At 63.9% G+C, this 22,422-nt stretch carries 21 protein-coding genes and 2 pseudogenes; 14 read left to right on the top strand and 9 right to left on the bottom strand.

Annotated elements, in window-relative coordinates; all coding sequences use genetic code 11:
- Positions 1–232: 232 nt before the first annotated feature.
- A complete protein-coding gene (locus tag ABD655_RS07420) occupies positions 233–985 on the bottom strand; it encodes a helix-turn-helix domain-containing protein (protein ID WP_344712842.1) in 753 nt (250 codons plus the stop codon).
- Positions 986–1,319: 334 nt separating this feature from the next.
- Entirely contained in the window at positions 1,320–1,463 is a 144-nt protein-coding gene (locus ABD655_RS07415; protein ID WP_344715895.1) for a hypothetical protein, read from the bottom strand.
- Between ABD655_RS07415 and ABD655_RS07410 the strand changes: the two genes are divergently transcribed.
- The gene (locus tag ABD655_RS07410; RefSeq protein WP_344712840.1) at positions 1,430–2,263 is read left to right on the top strand and encodes a Dyp-type peroxidase; all 834 of its coding nucleotides are present in this window, start codon (positions 1,430–1,432) and stop codon (positions 2,261–2,263) included. The genes ABD655_RS07415 and ABD655_RS07410 overlap by 34 nt on opposite strands.
- Before the next feature lie 297 nt (positions 2,264–2,560).
- On the top strand, positions 2,561–3,397 hold the full coding sequence (locus ABD655_RS07405; protein WP_344712839.1) for an alpha/beta fold hydrolase: 837 nt from the start codon (positions 2,561–2,563) through the stop codon (positions 3,395–3,397).
- Between the two features lie 626 nt (positions 3,398–4,023).
- Here ABD655_RS07405 and ABD655_RS07400 read toward each other — a convergent pair.
- Positions 4,024–4,701: a flavin reductase family protein gene (locus tag ABD655_RS07400; protein ID WP_344712838.1), complete on the bottom strand. Its 678-nt coding sequence runs from the start codon at positions 4,699–4,701 to the stop codon at positions 4,024–4,026.
- Positions 4,702–4,906: 205 nt separating this feature from the next.
- Here ABD655_RS07400 and ABD655_RS16950 point away from each other — a divergent pair.
- Positions 4,907–5,194: pseudogene (locus ABD655_RS16950) on the top strand (cupin domain-containing protein); the annotation flags it as partial.
- 248 nt (positions 5,195–5,442) lie between these two features.
- On the opposite strand, the gene ABD655_RS07395 reads toward ABD655_RS16950, so the two are convergent.
- Positions 5,443–5,646 (bottom strand): ArsR/SmtB family transcription factor, encoded by a 204-nt coding sequence (locus tag ABD655_RS07395; protein WP_344715740.1) that lies wholly within the window; start codon positions 5,644–5,646, stop codon positions 5,443–5,445.
- A gap of 840 nt (positions 5,647–6,486) precedes the next feature.
- On the opposite strand from ABD655_RS07395, the gene ABD655_RS07390 reads away from it, so the two are divergent.
- Positions 6,487–6,822 (top strand): cupin domain-containing protein, encoded by a 336-nt coding sequence (locus ABD655_RS07390; protein WP_344712836.1) that lies wholly within the window; start codon positions 6,487–6,489, stop codon positions 6,820–6,822.
- Between the two features lie 86 nt (positions 6,823–6,908).
- Positions 6,909–7,451, top strand: a complete 543-nt coding sequence (locus ABD655_RS07385) for a carboxymuconolactone decarboxylase family protein (protein WP_344712834.1) — start codon at positions 6,909–6,911, stop codon at positions 7,449–7,451.
- 185 nt (positions 7,452–7,636) lie between these two features.
- On the opposite strand, the gene ABD655_RS07380 is transcribed toward ABD655_RS07385, so the two are convergent.
- A complete protein-coding gene (locus ABD655_RS07380; RefSeq protein ID WP_344712833.1) occupies positions 7,637–8,503 on the bottom strand; it encodes an SDR family NAD(P)-dependent oxidoreductase in 867 nt (288 codons plus the stop codon).
- A gap of 9 nt (positions 8,504–8,512) precedes the next feature.
- The gene (locus tag ABD655_RS07375; RefSeq protein WP_344712832.1) at positions 8,513–9,730 is read right to left on the bottom strand and encodes a cupin domain-containing protein; all 1,218 of its coding nucleotides are present in this window, start codon (positions 9,728–9,730) and stop codon (positions 8,513–8,515) included.
- Positions 9,731–9,975: 245 nt separating this feature from the next.
- Between ABD655_RS07375 and ABD655_RS07370 the strand changes: the two genes are divergently transcribed.
- Positions 9,976–10,929 carry an NADP-dependent oxidoreductase gene (locus ABD655_RS07370; RefSeq protein WP_344712830.1) on the top strand — a complete coding sequence of 318 codons (954 nt, stop codon included), beginning with the start codon at positions 9,976–9,978 and terminating at the stop codon, positions 10,927–10,929.
- A 40-nt stretch (positions 10,930–10,969) separates the two neighbouring features.
- On the opposite strand, the gene ABD655_RS07365 is transcribed toward ABD655_RS07370, so the two are convergent.
- On the bottom strand, positions 10,970–11,446 hold the full coding sequence (locus ABD655_RS07365) for a nuclear transport factor 2 family protein (RefSeq protein WP_344712829.1): 477 nt from the start codon (positions 11,444–11,446) through the stop codon (positions 10,970–10,972).
- A 10-nt stretch (positions 11,447–11,456) separates the two neighbouring features.
- On the bottom strand, positions 11,457–12,230 hold the full coding sequence (locus ABD655_RS07360) for an aquaporin (RefSeq protein WP_344715738.1): 774 nt from the start codon (positions 12,228–12,230) through the stop codon (positions 11,457–11,459).
- A gap of 273 nt (positions 12,231–12,503) precedes the next feature.
- On the opposite strand from ABD655_RS07360, the gene ABD655_RS07355 reads away from it, so the two are divergent.
- The 3 genes from ABD655_RS07355 to ABD655_RS07345 are packed head-to-tail and all read left to right on the top strand — an operon-like array spanning position 12,504 to position 14,064.
- Complete coding sequence (locus tag ABD655_RS07355; protein WP_344712828.1) at positions 12,504–12,962, top strand: fluoride efflux transporter FluC; 459 nt, start codon at positions 12,504–12,506, stop codon at positions 12,960–12,962.
- On the top strand, positions 12,959–13,330 hold the full coding sequence (locus ABD655_RS07350) for a fluoride efflux transporter FluC (RefSeq protein ID WP_344712827.1): 372 nt from the start codon (positions 12,959–12,961) through the stop codon (positions 13,328–13,330). The genes ABD655_RS07355 and ABD655_RS07350 overlap by 4 nt, the downstream gene beginning before the upstream one ends.
- Positions 13,327–14,064, top strand: a complete 738-nt coding sequence (locus ABD655_RS07345; RefSeq protein ID WP_344712826.1) for a YoaK family protein — start codon at positions 13,327–13,329, stop codon at positions 14,062–14,064. The genes ABD655_RS07350 and ABD655_RS07345 overlap by 4 nt, the downstream gene beginning before the upstream one ends.
- A gap of 79 nt (positions 14,065–14,143) precedes the next feature.
- Here ABD655_RS07345 and ABD655_RS07340 read toward each other — a convergent pair whose 3' ends face one another.
- Positions 14,144–17,146, bottom strand: a complete 3,003-nt coding sequence (locus ABD655_RS07340; protein ID WP_344712825.1) for a helix-turn-helix transcriptional regulator — start codon at positions 17,144–17,146, stop codon at positions 14,144–14,146.
- 624 nt (positions 17,147–17,770) lie between these two features.
- Here ABD655_RS07340 and ABD655_RS07335 point away from each other — a divergent pair.
- The 5 genes and pseudogenes from ABD655_RS07335 to nicT all read left to right on the top strand — a co-directional run bounded on the left by ABD655_RS07335 (position 17,771) and on the right by nicT (position 22,400).
- Positions 17,771–19,213: an MFS transporter gene (locus ABD655_RS07335; RefSeq protein ID WP_344715735.1), complete on the top strand. Its 1,443-nt coding sequence runs from the start codon at positions 17,771–17,773 to the stop codon at positions 19,211–19,213.
- Between the two features lie 112 nt (positions 19,214–19,325).
- Positions 19,326–19,607 (top strand): annotated as a pseudogene (locus ABD655_RS07330) (nuclear transport factor 2 family protein); the annotation flags it as partial.
- Between the two features lie 81 nt (positions 19,608–19,688).
- Positions 19,689–20,072, top strand: coding sequence for a DUF488 domain-containing protein (locus tag ABD655_RS07325; RefSeq protein ID WP_344712824.1), 384 nt, complete (start codon positions 19,689–19,691; stop codon positions 20,070–20,072).
- 168 nt (positions 20,073–20,240) lie between these two features.
- Entirely contained in the window at positions 20,241–21,284 is a 1,044-nt protein-coding gene (locus ABD655_RS07320; protein WP_344712822.1) for a DUF4331 family protein, read from the top strand.
- A 27-nt stretch (positions 21,285–21,311) separates the two neighbouring features.
- Positions 21,312–22,400 (top strand): Nickel transporter NicT, encoded by a 1,089-nt coding sequence (gene nicT / locus ABD655_RS07315; protein WP_344712820.1) that lies wholly within the window; start codon positions 21,312–21,314, stop codon positions 22,398–22,400.
- Positions 22,401–22,422: the final 22 nt, after the last annotated feature.

The following is a 22,422-nucleotide window of genomic DNA, read 5'->3' as shown; positions in this document are numbered from 1 at the left end:
TCATAGCCACCGCGGCGCACCCGGCCGGCCACCGCCCTCCGGGCGGGTCCGCTACGCCGACCCGATCGGGTTGACGTGCGGCGTCCGACGTGCGGGGCCCGCGTTCACTTGAGGATGCGGTCAACTCCGCGGGTGGGGACCCGCCTAAGAGACGCCGGCTGTCCGGTGATGGACGGGCTTGCCGGCCGATCGTCCGGCTACTGCGTCGTCACCCCGGTTGGAGGAGCGGACGTCAGTCGGCGTGCCCCCGCCCGTCGTGTGCACCGCGCAGCTGCTCGTGGGCGAGGACGCTCGCGCGGCCGAACACGTCCAGTTGCGCAGGGTTGTACAGCTCCACCATCACTTCGACGAACGTCTGCTGCGTGACGTGCTTGCTCTTCGATAGGTGCGCCCCCGGGTCGTCCAGCCAGGGGTAGTCGCTCAGATTCCGCGCAAGAACCGGCGCAAGCCGTTCAACGAGCTGCTGTCTGGTCTCTTCGTCCGCATCCGGCGGGAGGGCGTCGATTTCCGCGCCGATGGCGTCGGTGTCCGCCTCCACCATCTTCCGCATGTCCGCAAGCGCGTCCTCGTCGTACAGCTGCTTGTAGACGTGGATGATCGAACTGTCGGCCTCGGACAGCCGTGACGCAACGGACTCGAAGCCCGCAGGCGCGTCAGCGGGAGCGTTGTCGCGCAGGATGACCGCGATATCCGATCGCGCTTGCTCCAGGCGTTCGATCCTCGCAGCCAGCTCCGCGTCGAGATCCCGCAGGGCATCCGGCGTATTGTCCGCGCCCGCGCTGACTTCTCCGATCTGCGCCAGCGGCACGCCCAGATCCACCAGACGCCGGATGCGCAGAAGGCGGACCAGGTGCCGAACCTCGTACTCCTTGTACCCGTTGTACCTGCGCTCAGGCACGTCGAGCAGACCCAGCCGGTGATAATGCCGGATGGTGTTCACCGTTGTCCCCGCCAGGTTTGCGAGCTCACGCGTGCTCCACACCACGTCGACTCCTTCGAAGGAGACAACCGTACCGAATCGTGTTGATGCCCGTTCCCTCGCCCGGTTCCTACTCGTGGGGCGCTCTGCGGGCTCGCGCGGGCGGTAGGACACCACGCGTACATGACGGAGATCGACGGGCCGGCATCCCAGTTCGACTAGTTCGGAACGCTAGGCGGAGTCCTCGCGCCGGTTCTCATCGTCGGCGCGCTTCTCGGCTTTGCAAGTGCCATGGTGTGTGCCTGCCAACGGTTGGGCCGCCCACCTCCGCTGACGCACCGTGGGGGAACCTGTGGTTGCGAGGGAGCGCCCCGGACTTCGGGTGTCCTCGAGCGGGTCGTCAGCGTTTGCGTCGATCTTGTTCGGAGCGAACCGACTTGTGGAGCAGCAGACGTGCGAAGGCCGCCGGCACGGGCCCGGTGAGGAACATGATGAATAGGGCGAGCAGCCATGCAGCGATGGCCCACATCAGCGCCGTCGTCACCTGCCGTATCGTTCCGGGATCTCGGCGCTTCGCTGGCGTGCACCGTCGGGGTGGGAAGCGCCGCCTGGGATCGCCTCATCGGGTCGGCTCGGCCCACCGAGCTGCACCCCTTCCGTGCCGTCGAAGGAGAAAAGCACACGGCGATCTCGACGCCGGGGGATCTGCTCTTCCATATCCGCTCGGATCGCCGCGATCTCTGCTACGAGTTCGAACGACAGCTGCTGAACTCGCTCGCGGGCGCCGTGACGGTCGCGGATGAGACCGTCGGTTTCCGGTACTTCGATACACGAGATCTGCTCGGATTCGTGGACGGCACCGCGAACCCCGTCGGGCCTTCGCTTCCGGAGGCGTCACTTGTCGGGGCTGAGGACGAGCAATTCGCGGGCGGGGCGTACGTCGTGGTGCAGAAATATCAGCACCCGCTGGAGATCTGGAACGCGCTGACCACCGAAGCGCAGGAAGCGATCATGGGCCGGCGCAAGGCCGACAACACCGAACTCGACGATGCCGTCGAGGGCCAGAAGTCTCACAAGACGCTGACGACGATCGTGGACGACGCCGGCGAACACGACATCCTTCGCGACAACATGCCTTTCGCGTCACCGGGAGACGGTGTCTACGGCACCTACTTCATCGGGTACTGCCGCTACCTGTGGGTCATCGAGCGGATGCTGGACCCCATGTTCATCGGCGATCCCCCCGGTCTTCACGACCGGTTGCTGGACTTCTCGACCCCTGTGACGGGTACGGTCTTCTTCGCGCCATCCGCCGACCTGCTCGCATCCCTCGGCGACGACTGACCGCTCGGGCTCTGCCACCGGCAACCCAAGACGCTTGATCTCGCCATCAAGTTTGAAGGCTAGACGTGCCGATCGATGATCTTGAGTCATTCGACCCCAAATCCCTACGGCAGAGTGTCGACACCCTTCCGGGTCGGTCGCGAGTCATCCGACTCAAGAGAACTGCCCGGCCAAACTGCGAATCTCGAAACACAGTATCCCCGTTCGTCGTCGAGAAGCCTCGAAAGGCAACATGGCCTTGGGATTCAGCAATCGTCTCGAGTGCATCTCGGCGAGAAATCAAGATGGAGGTCGATCATGGGTTTTGTGACCACGGATGATGGCGCAGAAATCTACTTCAAGGACTGGGGGCCCCGCGACGCCCAGCCCATCATGTTCCACCACGGATGGCCCCTATCTGCGGATGACTGGGACGCGCAGATGCTGTTCTTCCTCGCCAACGGCTACCGGGTCATCGCCAACGATCGACGCGGTCACGGCAGGTCCTCGCAGATCAGCACCGGCCACGACATGGACCACTACGCCAGCGACGCCAACGCCGTGGCCGAGCACCTCGATCTGCGCAACGCGATCCACATCGGACACTCGACCGGGGGTGGCCAGGTCGCGCGCTACGTCGCCCAGTACGGAGAACCGCAGGGGCGGGTGGCGAAAGCCGTCCTTGTGTCCTCCGTTCCTCCGCTCATGCTGCAGACCAACGACAACCCGGAAGGAACACCCCTCTCGGTGCTCGACGGATTCCGCGACGCGCTGGCAGCCAACCGGGCCGAGTTCTATCAGGCGGTGGCATCCGGTCCGTTCTACGGCTTCAACCGCCCTGGCGCCACCGTCTCCGAACCTGTGGTCGCCAACTGGTGGCGACAGGGCATGCAGGGCAGCGCGCTGGCCCACTACGAAGGCATCAAGGCGTTCTCCGAGACCGACCAGACAGAGGACCTGAAGGCGATCTCCGTCCCGGTCCTGGTCACCCAGGGCGACGATGACCAGGTCGTGCCGTGCAAGGACGCGTCCCTGAAGCAGCACGAGCTGCTCAGCAACTCCACCCTCAAGATCTACCAGGGCTACCCGCACGGCATGCTCACCGTCCACGCCGACGTCATCAACCCCGACCTTCTCGCCTTCATCCAGGAGTAAATCGCCTCATCCGACAAAGAGACGGCGCACCCGAGGCAACCTCGGGTGCGCCGTCCGAATTGGGCCGCCGGCATCCGGAACATCCGCGCCGGCGACGCCACGGAAGGCGCACCCATCTGGACCGTTTGCCGCTTCGCCCGCATGCCGGATATCCTCCACCCGCAACATGGCGGATCTGGTGCTGCCCTCGTGGGAGCTGTTCCAGCTGGTCGGGTATTGCCCGACGAGTCATACGACTCATGCCCAGCATGACGCTCCCGTGCACACTGAAACCATGAGTTCTGAGTCCCTCGCGGAAGCCGACAGGGTCCTCGCCGAGCTGTCTCCGGGAAAGCGTGAAGCCGTCCGTGAAATCGTCATCGACACCATCAGGCGCGGGTGTCTCGATCCACGTGCGCGAAGATACCTCGCTACCGTGAGCGGCTCCGAGCTTGTCGGAAACGTGTTGGATGCGGTAGTTGGCGAGCAATGGGCGGCCCGCCCCTCCGCGGCAATCGAGCAGCCCAGCGTCAGCCGGCTACACGTCGGCCCAGCAGGAGAGTTGACCCGTCCTGACCCAAGAGGGTAAAGAGGCGAGGCCACGCTCGCCAGAGCTCCTTGTGCATTCGGGGCTCATACGGGATGCATCACCCTCGATACCACTCCTCGTCGATCGAAGAGAGCCGAGAGCTCTGGGCTTCGCCACCGAGGCCAAAGAACCGCTGAAAGCTCGTGATCAGTGGCCGCCAGAGCTCCGGATCGATGCGTGTCTCGTGCGTCGGCGAGCGAATCCCCTCGTGGACGTGGACGCGGACGATCTCGAGCTCAACGGCAAGAAGATCCGCACCCTCGGGATCATCACCACCCCCAAGGACGTGCAAGCCAGTCACGCGACTCTCGAGATTCACCGGGCATTCCACCACCCGCGGCGGCGACACCATGTCGGCGTCGATGGCATGCAGACTCGCCTCACCGAACTTGTCACGCACATACCGATAACCTGCGCGAGCCTTCCTTTCGGATACCGGGTGACGTCCGGTCGTGAGGGCAAGACGATCGACGGCATCGACCTCGTTCACGGAGGGCAGGTTGATGACGCATTCTCGCGTCGAAAGGAGATTGCGTCCTGTCTGGGAACGCGCGGCTATGCCGACGACGGCAGTGTGGCTGAGCCACCATACCGACGAGTTCGGTGCGAGGTTGGCATGTCCTTTCTCGTCGCGTGTGCTGAGCAGCGCGACAGAAGTGCCGAAGTATAGGATGGCAGGATCGATGACCGTGTGTCGATCGAGCCGGCTTGTGTCGGGTTGCGTGATTGTGCTCATGTTGCCTTCCGCAGGTGAATTACGAGCATGACGCGATGGCCCCAGGCGTTCTGGCGAGAATCGGACATCGCATCGGACAGCCTCGATCAGCTCCAGCCGAGGCATACGAGCCTGTCAGAGCGAAAGTTCGGGCGTGGCAGGATCACGCCGCAGGTTGACCAGGTGGCGCATCGCCGAGCCAGCGCGGCAGTTGCACGATGTGTACATGGATCGAGATGAGACAGAACCGTCGCCCACCGAGGGGGGCTTTATCGCCACTCGAATTGATGACCTCCCCACGTTCGCGGTGGCACCTGGGATCACAGGTCGAACCCTGCCCGCGACCGATTTGATACGCGCATGGGCGTACGATTTCGCACCAGGAACAAGATGGCCGACGACTGACCGCCACGTGTTCGAGGAGCGGTATTACGTTGCGTCTGGCGAGATCGACGACAACGGCACATCCTACCCCGCCGGCACGTATGTCGTCTTCTCACCGGGCACGTCGCATCGTCCAGGTTCGAGATCGGGCGGACGGATGATTGGCATGAGTGACGCACGAGACCCGGGCGACGTGGATGCCGAGTGGCGACGCCCCGAACGCGGATCCGCCCTTTCGTCTCCGGTGATCCCGCAAGGCGTCGACTAGGTCGCGGTCACGCCACGGTGGTAGCGGTAGCCGTCACTAGCGAGCGCGGGCGACCATACACCGTCACGGCACAATCACCCGGGCAGTTCGGGCTGGTCATGACGCTTCGGTCAAGTAACTAGCGCGTCCCCGACTGGTGTGCGGGAGTGTATGCGTCTAGCTCCGTCCCGGCTTGCCTGTACCAAACCAGCGGTCCGGAGGCGGGACAAGTGGTGCGACACCGTGGCCAGGGCAAGCCCGGTCTCGGCGGCCAGCTCGGATGTCGATAACGGCTCGTGCATCCGCGCGAGCAGGCGCGCTCGCCCCAAGCCCATCACGCCGGCGAGGCGCTCCTCGATCGTGCTGGGATCGAGTTCCCGCAATGGTCGGAGTCCGAGGATCGGGTAGAAGATCGTCGGCTGCGCAGGAGGCTCAGTCAAGACTGCGCATTGGCGTCCGAGGATGGACGGGATCAGCACCAGTCCGCTGCCGGAACAGTCCAGTTCTTCTCGGTGGTGCTCTAACTGAACGACCACCGCGCGGTCTCCCCAGCTAATTGCACTGTTGAGGTCGCGGGCCATTGCGCCAATCCCCGCCGAGGCAGCGGTGCGAGAGCGTACTGCGATGTCGTGGCGCAGGAGTCTCTCGAGTTGAGCCCAATGCGGACTCATTGCGCTACTCCAGAACGCACGAGCTGCCGCAACTATGAACTGGCGGGCTCTTCGTGGATCGTCGTGCAGATCCTGCAACGCCCGTCGCTGTGCGCCCGACGTGCGAGTGACCCTCTTTCTCAGGTCTACGCGCAAAGTGTCCAAATCCGCATGAGCCAACCGGTCCATCTCCATCTCCGGAGTCAAGTCCCACGATGGGTTTGAGGTGAAGAAGTCCGGTGCGTAGCCGAATTCACCGATAACGAGCCGCAGAGTCTCGAAAGCCTCGGCAGGAACGGCGCGCCCGCCCGGCGCGAGCCATGACCACGGAAGCGGGTGCCGAGTAGGACTAGCGATTGCCCGCACTGCGTGCACCAACTCGTGGCCCGGCGAGATACCGAATCTCACCGACAGCACATCCTCAGGGTCAAGTCGGAAATGCACCTCATTTCGATCCACATCGAAACGTTAGCGTGCATGGAGGGCTGCAGGCATTGTCAAGAGGTCACTAACAAAGGAGATCAAATGCCAAACATTGTTCGCGCCGAGCGGCTGCGGGCCCCCCAGTCCCAGACTCTTCGTTTTGAAGGCCGCGATCATGGAGCTGCTGTGTCTTTCTTCATGGTGAACGCGGCCCCGGGAGGCGGTCCGGGCACCCACCGACACCCCTACGCCGAGACCTGGCACGTGCTGGAGGGCGAGGCGACATTCGTCGTCAGTGGGCAGTCAACCCTCACCACCGCTGGCGACACCTTGACCGTCCCACCGCACGCGTGGCATAGCTTCCACAACAGCGGAACGCGTGGTCTCCGGGTGATGTGCATTCATCCGTCTGACGAGATTGTTCAGGAGTTTCTTTGAGACTCAAACCCAAGGCGCCTTTGCATCCGACCGATCCGCGGCCAATGGGCACTGACACCGCAGATCCAATCGAAGAAGGAACGACGATGAGCACCACCCTTTCTGTCCCGGTCCGGCTTGACATTGACGCCCTTTGCCCCGGTTTCTCCCGTGCGATGGTGCGACTCGATGCGGCAGCGACTGGCGAGTTGGACTCGGCCGAGATCGAAGGCCCCCTCCGTCAACTCGTCCGCATCCGCGCGTCTCAGCTCAACGGATGTGCGTACTGCGTCGATCTCCATACAAAGGACGCGCTCGAGGAGGGAGAATCCTTCGGCCGCCTGGCGGCGGTCAGCGTTTGGCGCGAGTCGCCGTTCTTCACTCAACGGGAGCGCAGCGCCTTGTCCCTCACCGAATCCATCACTCGTGCCGCTGATACGCACGTCGCCGATGAGGAGTGGAGCACTGCCGCGACTGACTTCCTCCCGACCGAGCTTGGCGCACTGGTCGCACTCATCGTGACGATCAACGCCTGGAACTCGATCGGAGTGACGACCCGGGCCTGGACTCCGGTGCTCGTCGGGAGCGTGCTCCCCGTCGAGACCAATCCCGTGGAGACTGCTGGCGTGGCCGAGCCGGAACCGTGCTGAAACCCCCATACGACGAGTCGCTGCTCATTCGACGTCAGTCGTCCCTGTCGACTAATGAGATAAATCAGAGGGCATCGTCTGCGGCTGTCGCCTCAACGTTGCAACGGACTCAGCTCATCATGATCGGTGACCGCCGTCGGCGAGCCGGAAAGGTACCGATCCTGCCGCGATCACTTCCGCCGAGATCACGCGCCGGCATCGGGTGGAAACGGCACGGGGTAGGTCTGACCGAAGTCCACCGAGCGACTCACGCTTCGCCACTTGGTGTCGGACTCCAGCAGCCGTTGGTCCTGGACTATGGCGAGTTCGGCAGCATTGGCTCCGAGAGCGAGCTGGGTAGGTATGTCCTGTCTCTTCGCGAGGGCGACAAGTATCTCGGCCGCGCGAGCCGGGTCTCCTTCGCGGCCCTGCGTACTGCGGATCCGGGCGTTCAGCGCACCAACCGTCGCCTGGTAGTCATCCACGACGTCGTGAATGACCATCGATGATCCGGCCCAGTCGGTCCGCAGGCCACTGGGTTCGACGATGAGTACGCGGATTCCGAATGGCGCCGTTTCCGCTCGGAGCACACGGCTAAAGCCGTCGATCGCAAACTTCGCGGCCAGGTATGGCGCCAAACCGGGACTCCCTCCTGCTCTTCCCCCGATCGAGGAGATCTGCATGATGAGCCCGCGCCTCTGCCTGCGTAGGTGCGGTATCGCCGCCTTGGATACGTTATAGACGCCCCAGAAGTTCGTCTCGAACTGCGCGCGTACGTCTGCGTCGTCCGCGTTCTCGATCGCGGCAACGTTTGCATAGCCGGCGTTGTTGACGATCACGTCGACTCCGCCAAACCTCGTTGCAGTCTGGTCGAGCGCCCCCATCGCCTCCGCAGGATCGGTTACGTCCAGACGAAGCGGAAGCGCGCGATCTCCGAATCGCTCTTTCAGATCCCAAAGGAGATCCGGCCGACGGGCGGTGACGGCCACCCGATCGCCTCGATTCAATGCGGCCTCGGCAAGTGCCCTCCCCAGCCCCCGGGAGGATCCAGTGATGAACCATGTTTGAGTCATGCCCAGTCCCTACCTCAGGGGGACGATGCCCTGGGTCTGGCGCGGGAAGAGGGCGATGACGCTTTCAGGGATGTTGAGGTGCTGCGCGACGAGCTTCGGAGGAAGGTGCGCAAGCCAATTGGCCAGAGAGACCTCTTCGTAGTGGTCGCTGCGGAACGTCTCCAGGTAGACGAGCGTTTCATCACCGGTGTTCTCTACGTAGTGGCCGAAGTTTCGCTGGACGACACCGACGTCACCAGCCTTGAAGTCCATCGTGTTCGCGTGCGGGCCAGTGTTGAACACCGTCATCCGTGCCGAGCCTTTGAGGTAGTACTGCCATTCGTCGGCATTCGGGTGCCAGTGCAGCTCGCGCATCCCACCAGGTTCCACTGTGGTCAGCGCAGCTGCGACCGTCGTGGAGGCGGGGAAATTCGCGCTGTCCGCGATCTGGATTCGTCCTCCGCTGTTCTCGTGCACCGGCACGGACTGCCCGAGACGGAAGATCACCGGTTCTGTCCCGCCCCATTGCACGCCGGCGGCGAGCTGGTCCGCTTCCAAGTCCCCGGGGACATCGCCCGGAAAGATCCAGAGGTCGTGCAGCGGGATGTCTTGGAAAACTTCCTGCGCGACTCCGAAGTTCTTGGCCAACACCTCTGGAGGTGTATGCGCGAACCAGTCGGTTAGCAGGAGCGTGTTGCTCTCGGACTGCGCACCGTCGTCGAAGGCGAGGACGAACTCCGCGCCGTCCGGGCCAAGACCTTGCAGCGAATGCGGGAGGCCGGGGGGGAAGAACCACAGGTCGCCCTCGAAGACGTCTTCAACGCTCGGCAGGCCTGCGCGGCTGAGTGTGGTCACGCGGCATCCGCCACGAGTCATCAGTGCCCACTCGGCGGTCTGATGCCAATGCAGCTCTCGGATGCCACCAGCTTCGAGATACATATTGACGCCTGCGATCTCATCAGAGATCGCGAAGTCGCTCTGCGTGAGCTCTCTCGCCCATCCGCCCCGCTGGACCCGACGCGGCGAGATGTTGAAGGACGACCAGAAGAAGGGCTGGGTGCTGATGTCCGTTGCCGGGGCCGTCAGGGCACTCGGAAACTGCCCCTCGAGGACTGGATTGCGCGGCCCCGTCATTTTCGTGCTCTCCGGGTCGCCTTCGGTGTTCACCAGCCCTTCGGGAGGAAGGTCAGGATTCCCAAAAGTCGGAACCTCGTGGTGAGGTGCTGCGGTGCCGCTCTCGTCCATCATTTGACCTCCTCTGCAGGGACGGCAGTCGTGCCTGGGCCGTCGATCCTCGCCCTTCGATCGGGCGTCGTGTAGGGCAACGGAACCATCATGACGATCCGGGTTGCTTGAGCCATCTGACTCAACTGGCTGACCATGACGGCGCGAGTCCATTGACTGGTGCGCTCACCTTCCTCGCTGAGTACGGTCGCCCTCATCGAAAGAGTTGTCCGGGGTGAGGGCCGCCTCCGCTGAATGGAAGGAATGCCATGCGCGCGATCGGATTCGAGGAGTTCGGAGGCCCGGAGGTGCTCCACGAAATCGATTATCCCGATCCCGAACCACGTTCCGATGAAGTGCGAATCCGGGTGGAGGCCGCCACAGTGAACAGTGGCGACACCTACATGCGCAAGGGACAGGTTGGCAGTCTCGGTCACCGGCCGCCGTGGGTCCCCGGCATGGAGGCGGCGGGCGTGGTCGAGCGCGTTGGCCCCGTTGCCGCCCAGCGGTTCGCGGTCGGTGATCCTGTAACCGCCTTCGTCATTCCGACCGACCCCCGCGGCGGGGCGTACGGCGAGCTCGCCGTAACCTCAGCGTCCCGCGTCATAGAAGTCCCACGTGGCGCCACTGTCGCCGAGGCCGCGACCTTGCCGATGAATGGCATCACCGCGCAGCTGCTCTTGGACGCGATGGACCTCCGTCCCCGAAGCATCGTCGCCGTCATCGGCGCAGCCGGCGCCGTTGGCGGCTATGTCGTTCAGCTCGCCCACACATCCGGTCATACCGTCATTGCGGATGCGGGTGAAAGCGATCAGGAACTGCTGGCCGGCCTAGGGGCCGATTTCCTCGTACCGCGCGGGGCCGGAGTCCTCGACGCCATCCGACTCGTGGCTGACGGCGATGTGGATGGCGTCGCCTTGGCCGCGGCGCCATGGTTGAACGCGGCCAGCATCGTGCACTCGGGTGGCGTCGTCGCTACAGCTGTCGGAATTGCAGAGAGTGCCCAGCTGTCGTCGGCGCGGCGACGGGGCGTTCGCATCGTTCCCGTCCGTGTCGACCTGGAGCCCGACCCCGCAGCGATTCTTGAGCGACTCAGAGACCTCACTCAGGCCGGTGCACTCAGATTGCGTGTGGCGGCCGAACTCCCAGCCCGCGATGCGTCAGAGGCGCACCGCCGACTTGAGGCGGGTGGGCTACGGGGACGCCAGGTCCTTCGTTTCTAGTTCGTCCCACTCGAGCGAGCGCGTTCCGCGACGGCGCAAGTCAACCGAGGAGATCAGCGTCATCGTCGACGACCCAGTTCGCCAGCGGATCCATGCGGAACCGAGTGAGGACGAGGCTGGCTATGAGCCACTCGCCCGCTGCCCGTCGATAGGTTTCGCGGTACTGGCCATAACCGATGTGCCCCTCTGGCGCGTCATCCGCCGCCGGGAAGGTGAGCAGATCCTGCATCGCCCAGATCCCAGACGCGGAGTCCCCGGCAACGTCGATCTCTGGCATGTGGCCATGATGCACGGAGGGTGCGGCGCCTGTCAGGTTCCGGACGGTGGATGCCATTTCCTGCGGCGAGGACCATTCAATTCCGTCAGTGATCAGGACAGCATCCGGAGTGAAGAGCGCAGCGAACTCGTCGTGCCTCTTCTCGTCGACGAAGCGGAAGTACCGAGCCTTCAGCTTCTTGATCTGCTCTATCGACTCCAGCGTCTCAACGCGACGGCGGACATCTTCGAGGTCGGTCATCTTTGCTCCTTCACCTTCTTGCCCGTTCGGGCGCGTGCGGACGTAGGAAGAGGGGTCGGAAGGTCGCGCCAGCGATGACCGCGCCGATGGTCGGCGCGACGATCGACAGCCACAGTTGGGCCAGAGCGATTCCCCCGCCCCAGACCGCTGTCGCGATAGATCGGGCGGGATTGAAGGATCCGTTGGATACAGGTATCGCGACGAGGGCGACCAGGGTCAGGGTCAACCCGATTGCGAATGGCGCAATCGCCCGGGTGGTCGTTGATGACGTGACACCGAGAATGACCCAAACGAACAGACAGGTCGCGACGATCTCGACAAGGAGCGCCGAGAGCATGGTGAATCCACCGGGCGAGAGCTGACCCCAGCCCGTCGAGGCGAATCCCGTCGCTCGCGCTTTTTCAAGCGTGCCATCCGGCTCGCCCGCCTCGATCGCCACGACAACGGAGGATGCGGCGACGCCGCCTACTATCTGAGCGGCAATGTACCAAGGCGCATCGCGCCAACGGAACCGCCCGGCGACGGCCAGCCCCACGGTAACCGCCGGGTTGAAGTGAGCCCCAGACACGCCGGCAAATGCCGACGCCGCGACCAGGACGGCAAGTCCCAGAGCGAGCGCGACGCCGAGAAAGCCGATGTTCAGATTGCCCGAGCCGGAGTCGAAATCCGCGGCCAGCACGGCGGCGCCGACGACGCCGAACACGAGAATGAACGTTCCCACCGCCTCAGCCGCGAACCGCGCAGCAATGCCGGGAGACGCTGTGGTGGAAACGGCGGAGCCCATCGAACGAGTACCAGCCATGGTCTGTCCTCTCGTCGGTTGTTCACAGCGTCTACGCCACGTGTGGCGAGCGCTTGGGCGAAATGACGCGTCTTCTCGCCCGCCAAACCCCAAGGCGGGTTGGGTCGCTTGACTCATTCAGGGCCTGCGTGTTCACCAGCAGGGTTGACGGCAACGGGGGACGTGTCCCTCCTCCTCGCACGTGACACCCGCGCCGCTTCTGGCCGCTGCTGTTGTCAGGCCTATCCGATGACTCCTTCAAGAAGGGTTCGAGTCATGTCAAGCTCTTCACGATCGCTCGGTACCCCAACAGCACCGCCACAGGACTTTCGCGACTGGCGGCTGATCGCACTAGTCGGTCTGGGCGGAGCGGTGGGAACGGCCCTGCGCCTCGGCGTCACCGCAGTTATCCCAGTGGACGGGCAGCTCCCTCTCGCCGTCATCGCCGTCAATCTATCCGGCGCATTCGTCCTGGGCTGGCTCCTCGAAACGCTCATTCAGCGCGGTCCGGAGACGGCTGTTGGGCGCGGGATCCGGCTAGGGGTCGGAACCGGCGTGCTGGGCGGCTACACAACGTACAGTGCGCTCGCCGTTGGAGCGGACGGTCTCATTGCCACCGACAACCTGACTGTCGGACTGCTGGTTGCTGTGCCGACCGTTGTCGCCGGAGTCATTTTGGCCTGGCTAGGAGCTGTCGTCGCAAGGGCGATCACACCCCGAGGACAAGGTCAATGATCTGGCTCGTCGCGGCGACCGGCCTTGCGGGAGGGCTGGGCGCCATGGCCCGCTTCGTCACCGATGGCATTGTGACTGCCCAAAGTCGCCTACCCATCCCGCTCGGAACCCCAGCGGTCAACATCACCGGCTCGCTCTTGCTAGGTGTCATCACCGGGCTGGCCGTCGGTGTCGCGCCGACGGAATTGCGCACGATCGTCGGCGCCGGCTTCCTGGGGGGGTACACCACGTTCAGCACGGCCAGCACCCAGAACGCCGATCTGCTGCGCAAGAGGCACCCGTATCTCGCACTGCTGTACGGGGCGGGAATGCTCGCGGGGTCCTTATCGGCCGCTGCGGCCGGACTATGGATAGGAGTATCGCTGTGATTGTGGCAACGAAGAAGACCAGGTCAGCAAACCACCCGTACCCGCTCATGGAGCGCCCGGCGATGGCGCTCGCTCTTGCGACGATTTCCGGTGCCATGAACGCCTGGACGCTCGGCAACGCCGGATCATTTGCAACTGTGCAGTCCGGGAACATCGTCTCCGCCGGCTTCTACGGTGCGCAGGGCGACTGGGGCCGAGTCATCCCGGTGCTGTCGTCGGTCCTTGCATTTGGTGTCGGAGCTGCCCTGAGCGCGATATTCATCACAGTCGTCCTTCGCCGCGATCAGATGTATTCGGGATGGGTTCTGGGCTTCGAAGCTGTCGTGCTCGCGGGATGCGTCGCACTGGTCAGCACGGAGGTCGTTCCGGCGATGCCCATTGCCCTCACCGTGAGTTTCATCGCCGGTTTGCAAGGCAACGCGTTCCATCGGGACAGCGGCATGCTCTACGGCAATACCGCCGTGACGTTCGTCGTTCAGATGACATTTAGTCTGGTCGGCCGCGCCGTCGTCTCACGAGGCGTAAGCGACGTCAACGGGAACCTTCGAAGCGCCGGGATATACGGCTCGGTGCTTCTTGCGTTTGCACTGGGGGCTGCGGCAGGGTTCGGGCTGGACAAACTCTGGGCGGCCGGATCACTCGCCGCGGTATCGCTCACACTCGCAGCGTTGGCTATCGTCGCGGTGCTCGAGCGCGGGATGGTTGACCCGCAGCAGAACACGCCCGCACCCTGAACATGTTCTCGAGGTCTCATCGTTCGGATCCGCACCGATCGAGCCGCGAGTGAGGTGGCCAACGATCACAGGGCGCTGTTCATTCGAGGCGGTCCACGACTGTGGTCCGCGTCTCGGGACCACCAGTGGGCGGCACCGCCATGAGAGCGTCGCGCAGGCCGGCGCGACTGCTGACTCCCAGTTTCGGGAACACGCGGTAGAGGTGCCCGCTCACTGTTCGCGCTGACAGGAACATGCGCTCACCGATCTGTTTGTTGCTCAAGCCGCTAGCGGCCAGTCGCGCAACTTCCTTCTCCTGGGGCGTGAGGTCGGTCGCCTCTTGTGAGAACGAGCGCCGCCTAACCTGCCCCGTAGCGCGTAGTGCGGCCGCAGCACGCTCTGCCCATGGCAGTGCGTTAAGCGCGGAGAAGATCCCCGCCGCCCGCTCGAGGTGTGGTCGAGCGCGGCGCATTTCACGATGATGGCGAAGTCTGTCGCCGTAGGCCAGTTCCACACGGGCCAAGTGAAACGGCCAGGTGTCCGACAGTGGAGAGGCAAGCACCGTCTCGAATGCCTGCTCGTAGGACTCATCGGGCGCAGCAAACGCCGCCGCGGCGTCACAAAGCAGACGCAGCCTCGGCGAGATCTCGCGAAGACCGAGATTGGAGGCTGCGTGCACATGCAACTGAGCTTCGTCGAGCAGGCCGCTACCGACGCACGCTTCGACAACATCCAGCACCGTCCACATGGTCACTTGTTCATGAACGGGAAAAGTGCCCGGCTTCCCGATGGTCAGATAGTGCTCATATGCATCCCGGAACCGTCCTTCCCCGAGGGCCAAGAGTCCGTCGGCGTTTGCGACGAAGGTGGGAACGGCGCCGGCGCGCCGCGGCAGAGCCCAGTTGCGCATCTGTTCGTGGGCGTACGCGAGGAAGCCTTTGTCACCCCTGCCTGCAGCGACCAACATCCGAGGGCTCATCCCGCCCCACTGGATCGTCTTCAGCCCGTGCTCTTCACACATGGCGATGCACTCGTCGGACAGATGGCGCGCCTCGTCCCATCGACCCTCAAAGAACGCGTCCGCAGCGAGCATGATCAGGCAGGTGGCGCCTGCAGCTACCGCACCCCCTGCGCGGGCATCGTTGATCACGCGCTCCACGGCACGTTTCGGCATCCGATTGACGTAGTGCCCCGCGACCGCCACTTGCAGCACACGAACCGGATTCACGTCGTTGTCCGTCATTGCGACGATCGAATCGAGCTCCCGCAGTTCAGACGGTGCGCTCCGCGCAGGGTCGCCGAAAGTGATGTTGCTCAGGGACAGGGCTCGAGGTAGTTCGCCCGCAAATCGTCCAACGATGTCTTCGAAGCCTGCCCACAGTTCCTCCCGCCCGCCGAAGGCGCATATGAACAACATCGTGGTGACCGCAGCTTCCAAGGCGCGGGGCTCGCGCTCGGCACGCGGTGTCGCATCAAGGGCTGCCGTAAGCATGCGGTGCGCAGAGTCAACGCCACCTTCGCTATTCGCAAGGTGGGATGCTGCGGCAGTTGCGCTCTCCAGGGTGCTCACTGCGTCCGGGTTGGCAAGGCGCGCCCGGTGCAGCATGGCCTGTGCACCGTCCATCCGGCCCGTGACGTGCGAGCCGAGATACGCTGCCTCGGCAAGTCGTCGAGACCGGCGCGGAAGATCGGTTGTGAGCTCCGCTGCTCGAATCATGACGGTGATAGCCCGGACAACGTCGCCCCGTCCCAGCGCAGTGATCGCCGCATCGTCGAGGTCACGGGCAACGTCATCATCGAAGCCGACCGTGGATTCGGCACGGTGCAACGCCCGAGCGAAGGGGTTCGATGCGAGTCGCGCAAGCCGCGCATGGGCTGATCTCCGGTCGCCGGGTGTAGCCATCTCGACTATGGCGGCACGGGTCAAGGGGTGCCGGAACCTCAGGTGCTGGCCATCGCGCGCCACGTGGACGAGTCCCGTGCTCTCCGCTCGAACAAGGTCATCGGCGGCTGCCGCGATAAGCGGGGCGAACGACGCATCATCGACGCCGTGTAGTGCTGCGAGCAGCAGGAGCTCTCGGGTCGAGTCGGGAAGTTCCTCCACCCGGTCAGCAAACAGTCGGCGAAGTCGCTCTGTGAGGGGCGTCGATTCGGGCAGCATCTCGCTCCCGACCTCTTGTCCCGTCGAGAGTCCGCGAGGCAGTTCGACCAGCGCGAGCGGATTCCCGGCGGCGACGTGCTCGATGCGTCGGCGAACCGCCGGGTGGAGGTGAGGGCTGTGCTCACGAAGCAGAGCCTCTGAGGCAGCCGCATCGATCGGTGCGAGTTCGAGTTCGACGACATGTCTCCGATCTAACGGCGACCCTTCGCCCGTGCGCTGCGAGACCACCAGTGCCACCGGCATACCTTCGAGTCGACGTGCGACCAGACTCAGAATCCGTGCAGTCGCGGGATCCGTCCATTGGATGTCGTCGAAGATCAATGCAACTGGCTCCTCTGCGGCGAGCTGCCGCAGCCAGACGAGAAGGCTCGTCGTGAGCATGATGTGGTCCGGCGGGTCGCCTACGTCCATCCCCAGTGCTGTGTTGAGAGCCGTGCGGTGGGGCTCCGCAACGCCCTCGAGCGTGTGGAGGACAGGCAACATGAGCTGGTGCAGGCCCGCGAAGCTGAGCTTGGCCTCGAACTCGAAGCCGGCACCTCGCAGTTGGCGGGCATGCAGATCATGGGCCGCCTGCCGAGCGACCTGATTGAGGAGCGCGGTCTTGCCGACGCCTGGCTCACCGACAACAACCAGGGCGCCGCCCGTCCGCGTGGCAAGCTCTAGGAAGTGCGCGAGTTGGGCGAGTTCGTAATCCCTTCCCCACAGCTGTTCCCGCGCCGAGCGACCATCGGCGAACCGGTGTGGAGGTGGGGACGACGCCATCGGATTTGCCGGCGCTTGCCCGGCGACAGGATGATCGCCGAACGACGGTGAGTTCGGGAGGCCAATGAGCGAGGACCGGGCGGATCTGGGATAGTCCCCCCTAGTGCCAACGTGTTCGTTGCTCGATCGGCCGTCCCAATACGCCGTCGTCTTCTCGGTGAGCGGATGTGATGCGTTCATGATCTTCTTCCCCCAACGGCGAGTCTGGCCACTCGGAGCCTCCTCTACCGCTCGCCTCTGAACATCTGTCGGGGCATCCGTAGTACCCCAGTGGCCGCTACCAGGGTGCGTGACATGCGAGCGCGCATTCCCTGGTGCTGCACCGCAGGGGTGATCAACGCGAGTCATTCGGCGTGGGTTGCTGCTCACCGGCGAAGGCGCCATTCGAGTCATCCGACCGAGGATGCCGGCCGACAGGGAGGCAATCGTTGAAACAAGAAGGGAGGAGTTCACGAGCATGCGACGGATACTTCGACAAGACGCCATTTGGGCAGCCTTGCTCTCCTCTCGCGATAACCGAGTTGCCGTAGTCCGCGTCCCCGACATACGAGCCGGGGTGAGCTGGTGGAAACGAATGGCGCGCTTTCGGGTCCGCACGCGCGTTCGGTTCGGAGACCTGTGCGTGGTCATGGGTAGGACCAGTGACCACACCAACCTGCTCATCGTCGGGGGTCCCGGCGCCCTCGAGATCCCGTCGGCGGACCTACCCAGCCAATTTCCACCCCTCCGCACGAGAGCCATCGTCGATCCGTGGGGGAACACGGTCATCCTGACAGGGGAATCCGTACGAATCGGTGCCGCAGCATGAGCCGGTCCGATCTCAGCATCCGGCATCGGCGGGGCATCTTGGCCATCTGCTGCCTCGGCCTGCTCCTCATCTCGGTGGATAACACCATCGTGAACGTCGCACTTCCGCAGTTGCGAGAGGAACTGGGCGCCAGTCTGCAAAGCCTGCAATGGGTGGTCGGCGGCTACGTCCTCGTGCTTGGCAGTTGCCTTCTGCTCGCCGGTTCGTTTGCTGACCGGTTCGGTCGCAAACGCATTTTCCTCGCAGGAGTCGTCGCATTCACATTGTTCTCCGCGCTGTCGGCTGTCGCTCCGAACGAATCTCTTCTCATCGTCTTTCGATCTGCCCAAGGAGCGGGCGGTGCGATGATGACTCCGGCTGCTCTCGCGATCATCGCTAATTCCTACGCGGTCCCCGCCGAGCGCGCTCGCGCGATCGGTTGGTGGGGGGCCGTCAGCGGTATCGGTATCGCCATCGGTCCACTCGTAGGTGGCCCCCTCGTTGACGCCTTTGGGTGGCGGGCGGTGTTCTGGATCAACGTTCCTGTCGGGGTGATCACGCTCGCGTTGGGTGCCGCTTTCATCCCCGAATCCAAGGCGCGGCACCCGAGAGCTCTCGACCCGATAGGTCAGTTGTTCGTGATCGGCCTCTTCGGATTCACCGCATTCGCGATCATCCAGTTCCCGACGAGTGGAGTTGCATTCGATACGGTCGGCGCGACGGTGCTGTCAATCACCAGCTTCATCGCCTTGATCAGGTGGGAGAGCGGTCGAAGAGAACCGCTCGTCGATCTCGAAGCGTTTCGCGACCCGCCCTTCGCTCGCTCCTTCCTGACCGCGCTCATCGCGTTTTTCGCGTTCGCGGGATTTCTGTTCGCGAACACGTTCTACTTGCAGGACGTCATTGGGATCACCGCGACGCAGGCGGGGCTGATAACCCTTCCTCTCGCTCTCGCGATAATTGTCGCTGGACCGGTGTCGGGGCGCCTCGTGGCAGCGGGCCGAAGTCGTCTTGCCCTCACGACCGGTGGACTCGGCATCACGCTCGCCGGCGTGCTTCTGGTCTCGATGTCGGAATTGCCAGTTTGGTTCATCGGGGTTCCATTGCTTCTCATCGGTGCAGGTTTTGGTCTTCTGAATGACCCCATCAACGTCGTCGCCATCTCTGATCTGCCGCCCGCACGCGCCGGTGTCGGCGCTGGGCTCATGTCCTCAGCCAAGCAATTCGGACAGCTGCTCGGCGTCAGCGTGATCGGAGCCCTCGTCGCCAGTGCCGAGATCGCTTCCAGCCCGAACACCGGCTCGACTCCGTCATCGCTGCTCATCATGAGCGCGACACTCATATGCGGCGGCACCGCGACCGCCATCATCGCTGCGAGCATGCGTCGCACGAAGAGCGAGACGCCGATCGACCGCCCGCTTCCCGTCGCGTTCCTGCGTGACCAACGAGACATGCCCTGAGGAGGACTCGTGCCGCAGACCTATCGCGGCATGCTGACGAGCGTCGAACGCCTCGAGCTCGAGCTCATCGTCCGAGACTTCACGACTGTACTGAACGAGGGGGAACAGTTGCGACTTGGCCCCGTTCCTGCACGAGCAGGTCCTCTATCGGGCGTCTTCCAAGCATTGTGTCAGAGGGCGCGCGTCAGTGATGGAACTCATGCGCGACATCCGCGCGACCTTCGTCCTGATGGAGATCACCCTCGAGAGTATCGGCGTCGCGGACGATGTTGTGATGGTGGAGCAGGTCGTCACTCTTGCGCTGCCTGGGACGCTGCGTCAACGAGTGATGGGATTCGCGAGTTTTCGATTTCGCGAGCTTCAGATCGCAGAATGGCGTCAGTTGCACGCATGAGCAATCAGCAGATGAAGTCATTTGTCTCTCGCAATCACGGCCGCCCGGTGGTGGTATCAGAGCGGACCGAGGAGGTAACCCGTGGGCCTGAAATCCGTGAGCGTACGCCGGATCTACGATGACCCACTCCCGACGGACGGCGCGCGTGTCCTCGTCGACCGCCTGTGGCCCCGAGGTGTGAGCAAGGGAGCCGCGAAGCTCGACGAATGGGACAAGACGATCGCGCCCTCGACGGCACTGCGGGAATGGTATAGCCACGTCCCCGAACGTTTCGACGAGTTCGCCTCCCGATACAGGATCGAACTCCAGGAACCCGAACGCGTCGTGCAGCTCGAGGCTCTGAGACGCATGGCCCAAAGCGGACCTCTGACCCTACTGACGGCAGCCAAGAGGTACGACATCAGCGAGGCCACCGTGATCGCACAGGTACTCCGCGGCGTGCCCGCGGGCTCCCCCACCGCCTGAGCCGGCGACGACTCAATCATGACTCGCCTGCACTGACCCTGATCGCCCGCTCCGGAATGAGGTCATTTGTCGCTAGGACGTCGCGCGTCGATTTCGAAGGATGTCAGACATACCGCAGTGGGGTTCGCCTTTGCACCCCACTGTTCCCTCAACGAAAGTGAGCGTGCCGTGTCGCATCATCTCGACTCTCCTCTCGCGCGGCAGGACGTGCGTTTGGATACAACCGATCTCTATGTCTTCCGGGGCGAAATAGGCACCACGCTCATCATGAATGTCTGCCACTCCTTGGGTGGCGGTAAACCCGCCGTCGGGTACCACCCAGAAGGAATGTACGAGCTCAAGGTGGATCTGGACGGCGACGACGTCGAGGACCTCACGTATCGCTTCGTCTTTGCTGAGCTTGCATCGGATGGTTCCCAGCGCTTCTTGCTTCATCGCGTTGACGGCAACGACGCGGCGGACCCGTTCGCGCCGGGAACGGTGGTCGCCGAAGGCGCAACGGATGCGGTTGTGACCGGTTCCGACGGTGTCCGGGTGTGGGCCGGTAAAGCCGGTGACCCGTTCTGGATCGACCCGACGGTGCTACACGCGGTGGGACATGCGGTGCAGGACGGCACGACCGCGCACCTCGAAGACTGGGCTCCCTCAGGGGCGGTCAACGTATTTGCTGGTCACAGTGTCTACGCCATCGTCATCGAAGTTCCCGACGAAACTTTCAACCGCCGTGCGGGCGAAGCGAACCGGATAGGCGTGTGGGCGGTGGCGAGTCTGCAAACCGACGCGGGCGGATGGCGCGCGATCAATCGCATCGGCTATCCGATGATCCACCCCTTGTTCACGCAGTTCGATGAGCGACTTGGCGAGGATCTCAATCTCGGACGCCCCCTCGACGACGCGGCCACCTACGCTCGGACCCTCAAGGAGAGGATCGCGGGGCTCGTCCGCGCGTACGATACCGCCGAGGATCCGGACGCTCACGCGGAGCGGTTCGTGAGCCGGTTCTTGCCGAACATCCTGCCCTACACTGTGGGGTCGCAGGCCGAGTTCGGGTTTCTGGGGATCAACGGGCGCACGCTTACCGACAACGTCTCGGATGTGATGTTCACCCTCGCGGCCAACACACCCCTGGGGGTGGGACTCGGGAAAGGTTCGGTCACCGATCGGCCGTCTTCGACGTTCCCCTATGTCCCTTCCGTCCCTGCCGGTCGCTGACCGCGCTCGGCCAATGAGGCGACGAAATTGACCCCGCAAAACGTTCCTAGCCATGCGCCGCCGAGATCGGACCGTCGTCGAACGGTCTTGGCATTCGCGGGCGTCAGCAGCACGGTCATCATCCTGCACGTGGTGGGCTTCGTGTTGCTCGTCTCCCCTCCGGCGGCGACCGAGGGATCCACGGGCGTGCTCGGCATCGGCGTCGGCCTGACCGCGTACACCCTCGGGCTCCGGCATGCCTTCGATGCGGACCACATCGCGGCGATCGACAACACCACCCGCAAGCTCATGAGCGACGGCAAGTCACCGATCTCTGTGGGCTTCTGGTTCTCTCTGGGTCACTCTTCAGTGGTTCTCGGCCTTGTGGTTCTGCTGGCGATGGGGGTCAGCGCCCTTGCCGGACCTCTCGGCGATGAGAACTCGGCCCTGCAACAGGTGACCGGCATCGTCGGAACCACCGTGTCAGGACTCTTTCTTTACGCCATCGCAGCGGTCAACATCGTTCTTCTCGTCTCGACCTGGAGGACATACAAGCGTGTGCGCGAAGGTGCGACCAATATTGTGGCTGGGGAAGCGGCGTCCGTGGCCAAAGGTCCGATGACGAAGCTCTTCGGTGGGGCCATGAAGGCGATTAGCGCACCCTGGCAGATGTACCCGCTCGGCGTGCTGTTCGGGCTTGGGTTCGACACCGCCACCGAGGTCGGCCTCCTGGTTCTCGCGGCGACGAGCGCAGCATCCGGCCTGCCCTGGTATTCGCTTCTCGCGCTTCCGATCCTCTTCGCTGCGGGCATGTCGTTGCTCGATACGGCAGACGGCGTCGTCATGCGTTACGCATACGGCTGGGCCTTTGCAGAGCCGACACGAAAACTCCGCTACAACCTGACCATCACCGGTGTCTCCGTGGTTATCGCCCTCGTCGTCGGCACAATCGAACTGCTCGCGATGCTCGGCGATCGCCTACGGCTACCGGACGCGCTGTGGCAGTGGACATCGCACGTCGACCTGAACACGATCGGGTTCAGCATTGTCGCACTCCTGATCATTGTTTGGTTTGTCGCTCTCGCCATCTGGCGGCGACGAAGCGCACACGCGTCGTTCGCTGTTCGGGACAGTTGAACGGCCCTCTCCCGTGCGCCGG

This window comes from Microbacterium terregens (assembly GCF_039534975.1).
Lineage (GTDB): Bacteria > Actinomycetota > Actinomycetes > Actinomycetales > Microbacteriaceae > Microbacterium > Microbacterium terregens.
Note: the sequence above shows the minus strand (reverse complement) of the source record. Positions and strands in the feature narration are given on the sequence as shown.

Bases quoted from the DNA above. Each gene is read 5' to 3' on its own strand.
- ABD655_RS07410 (WP_344712840.1), top strand. From the start codon at position 1,430: ATGCAGCGATGGCCCACATCAGCGCCGTCGTCACCTGCCGTATCGTTC.
- ABD655_RS07405 (WP_344712839.1), top strand. From the start codon at position 2,561: ATGGGTTTTGTGACCACGGATGATGGCGCAGAAATCTACTTCAAGGAC.
- ABD655_RS07400 (WP_344712838.1), bottom strand. From the start codon at position 4,701: ATGAGCACAATCACGCAACCCGACACAAGCCGGCTCGATCGACACACG.
- ABD655_RS07395 (WP_344715740.1), bottom strand. From the start codon at position 5,646: ATGGGCTTGGGGCGAGCGCGCCTGCTCGCGCGGATGCACGAGCCGTTA.
- ABD655_RS07390 (WP_344712836.1), top strand. From the start codon at position 6,487: ATGCCAAACATTGTTCGCGCCGAGCGGCTGCGGGCCCCCCAGTCCCAG.
- ABD655_RS07385 (WP_344712834.1), top strand. From the start codon at position 6,909: ATGAGCACCACCCTTTCTGTCCCGGTCCGGCTTGACATTGACGCCCTT.
- ABD655_RS07380 (WP_344712833.1), bottom strand. From the start codon at position 8,503: ATGACTCAAACATGGTTCATCACTGGATCCTCCCGGGGGCTGGGGAGG.
- ABD655_RS07375 (WP_344712832.1), bottom strand. From the start codon at position 9,730: ATGATGGACGAGAGCGGCACCGCAGCACCTCACCACGAGGTTCCGACT.
- ABD655_RS07370 (WP_344712830.1), top strand. From the start codon at position 9,976: ATGCGCGCGATCGGATTCGAGGAGTTCGGAGGCCCGGAGGTGCTCCAC.
- ABD655_RS07365 (WP_344712829.1), bottom strand. From the start codon at position 11,446: ATGACCGACCTCGAAGATGTCCGCCGTCGCGTTGAGACGCTGGAGTCG.
- ABD655_RS07360 (WP_344715738.1), bottom strand. From the start codon at position 12,230: ATGGGCTCCGCCGTTTCCACCACAGCGTCTCCCGGCATTGCTGCGCGG.
- ABD655_RS07355 (WP_344712828.1), top strand. From the start codon at position 12,504: ATGTCAAGCTCTTCACGATCGCTCGGTACCCCAACAGCACCGCCACAG.
- ABD655_RS07350 (WP_344712827.1), top strand. From the start codon at position 12,959: ATGATCTGGCTCGTCGCGGCGACCGGCCTTGCGGGAGGGCTGGGCGCC.
- ABD655_RS07340 (WP_344712825.1), bottom strand. From the start codon at position 17,146: ATGAACGCATCACATCCGCTCACCGAGAAGACGACGGCGTATTGGGAC.
- ABD655_RS07335 (WP_344715735.1), top strand. From the start codon at position 17,771: ATGAGCCGGTCCGATCTCAGCATCCGGCATCGGCGGGGCATCTTGGCC.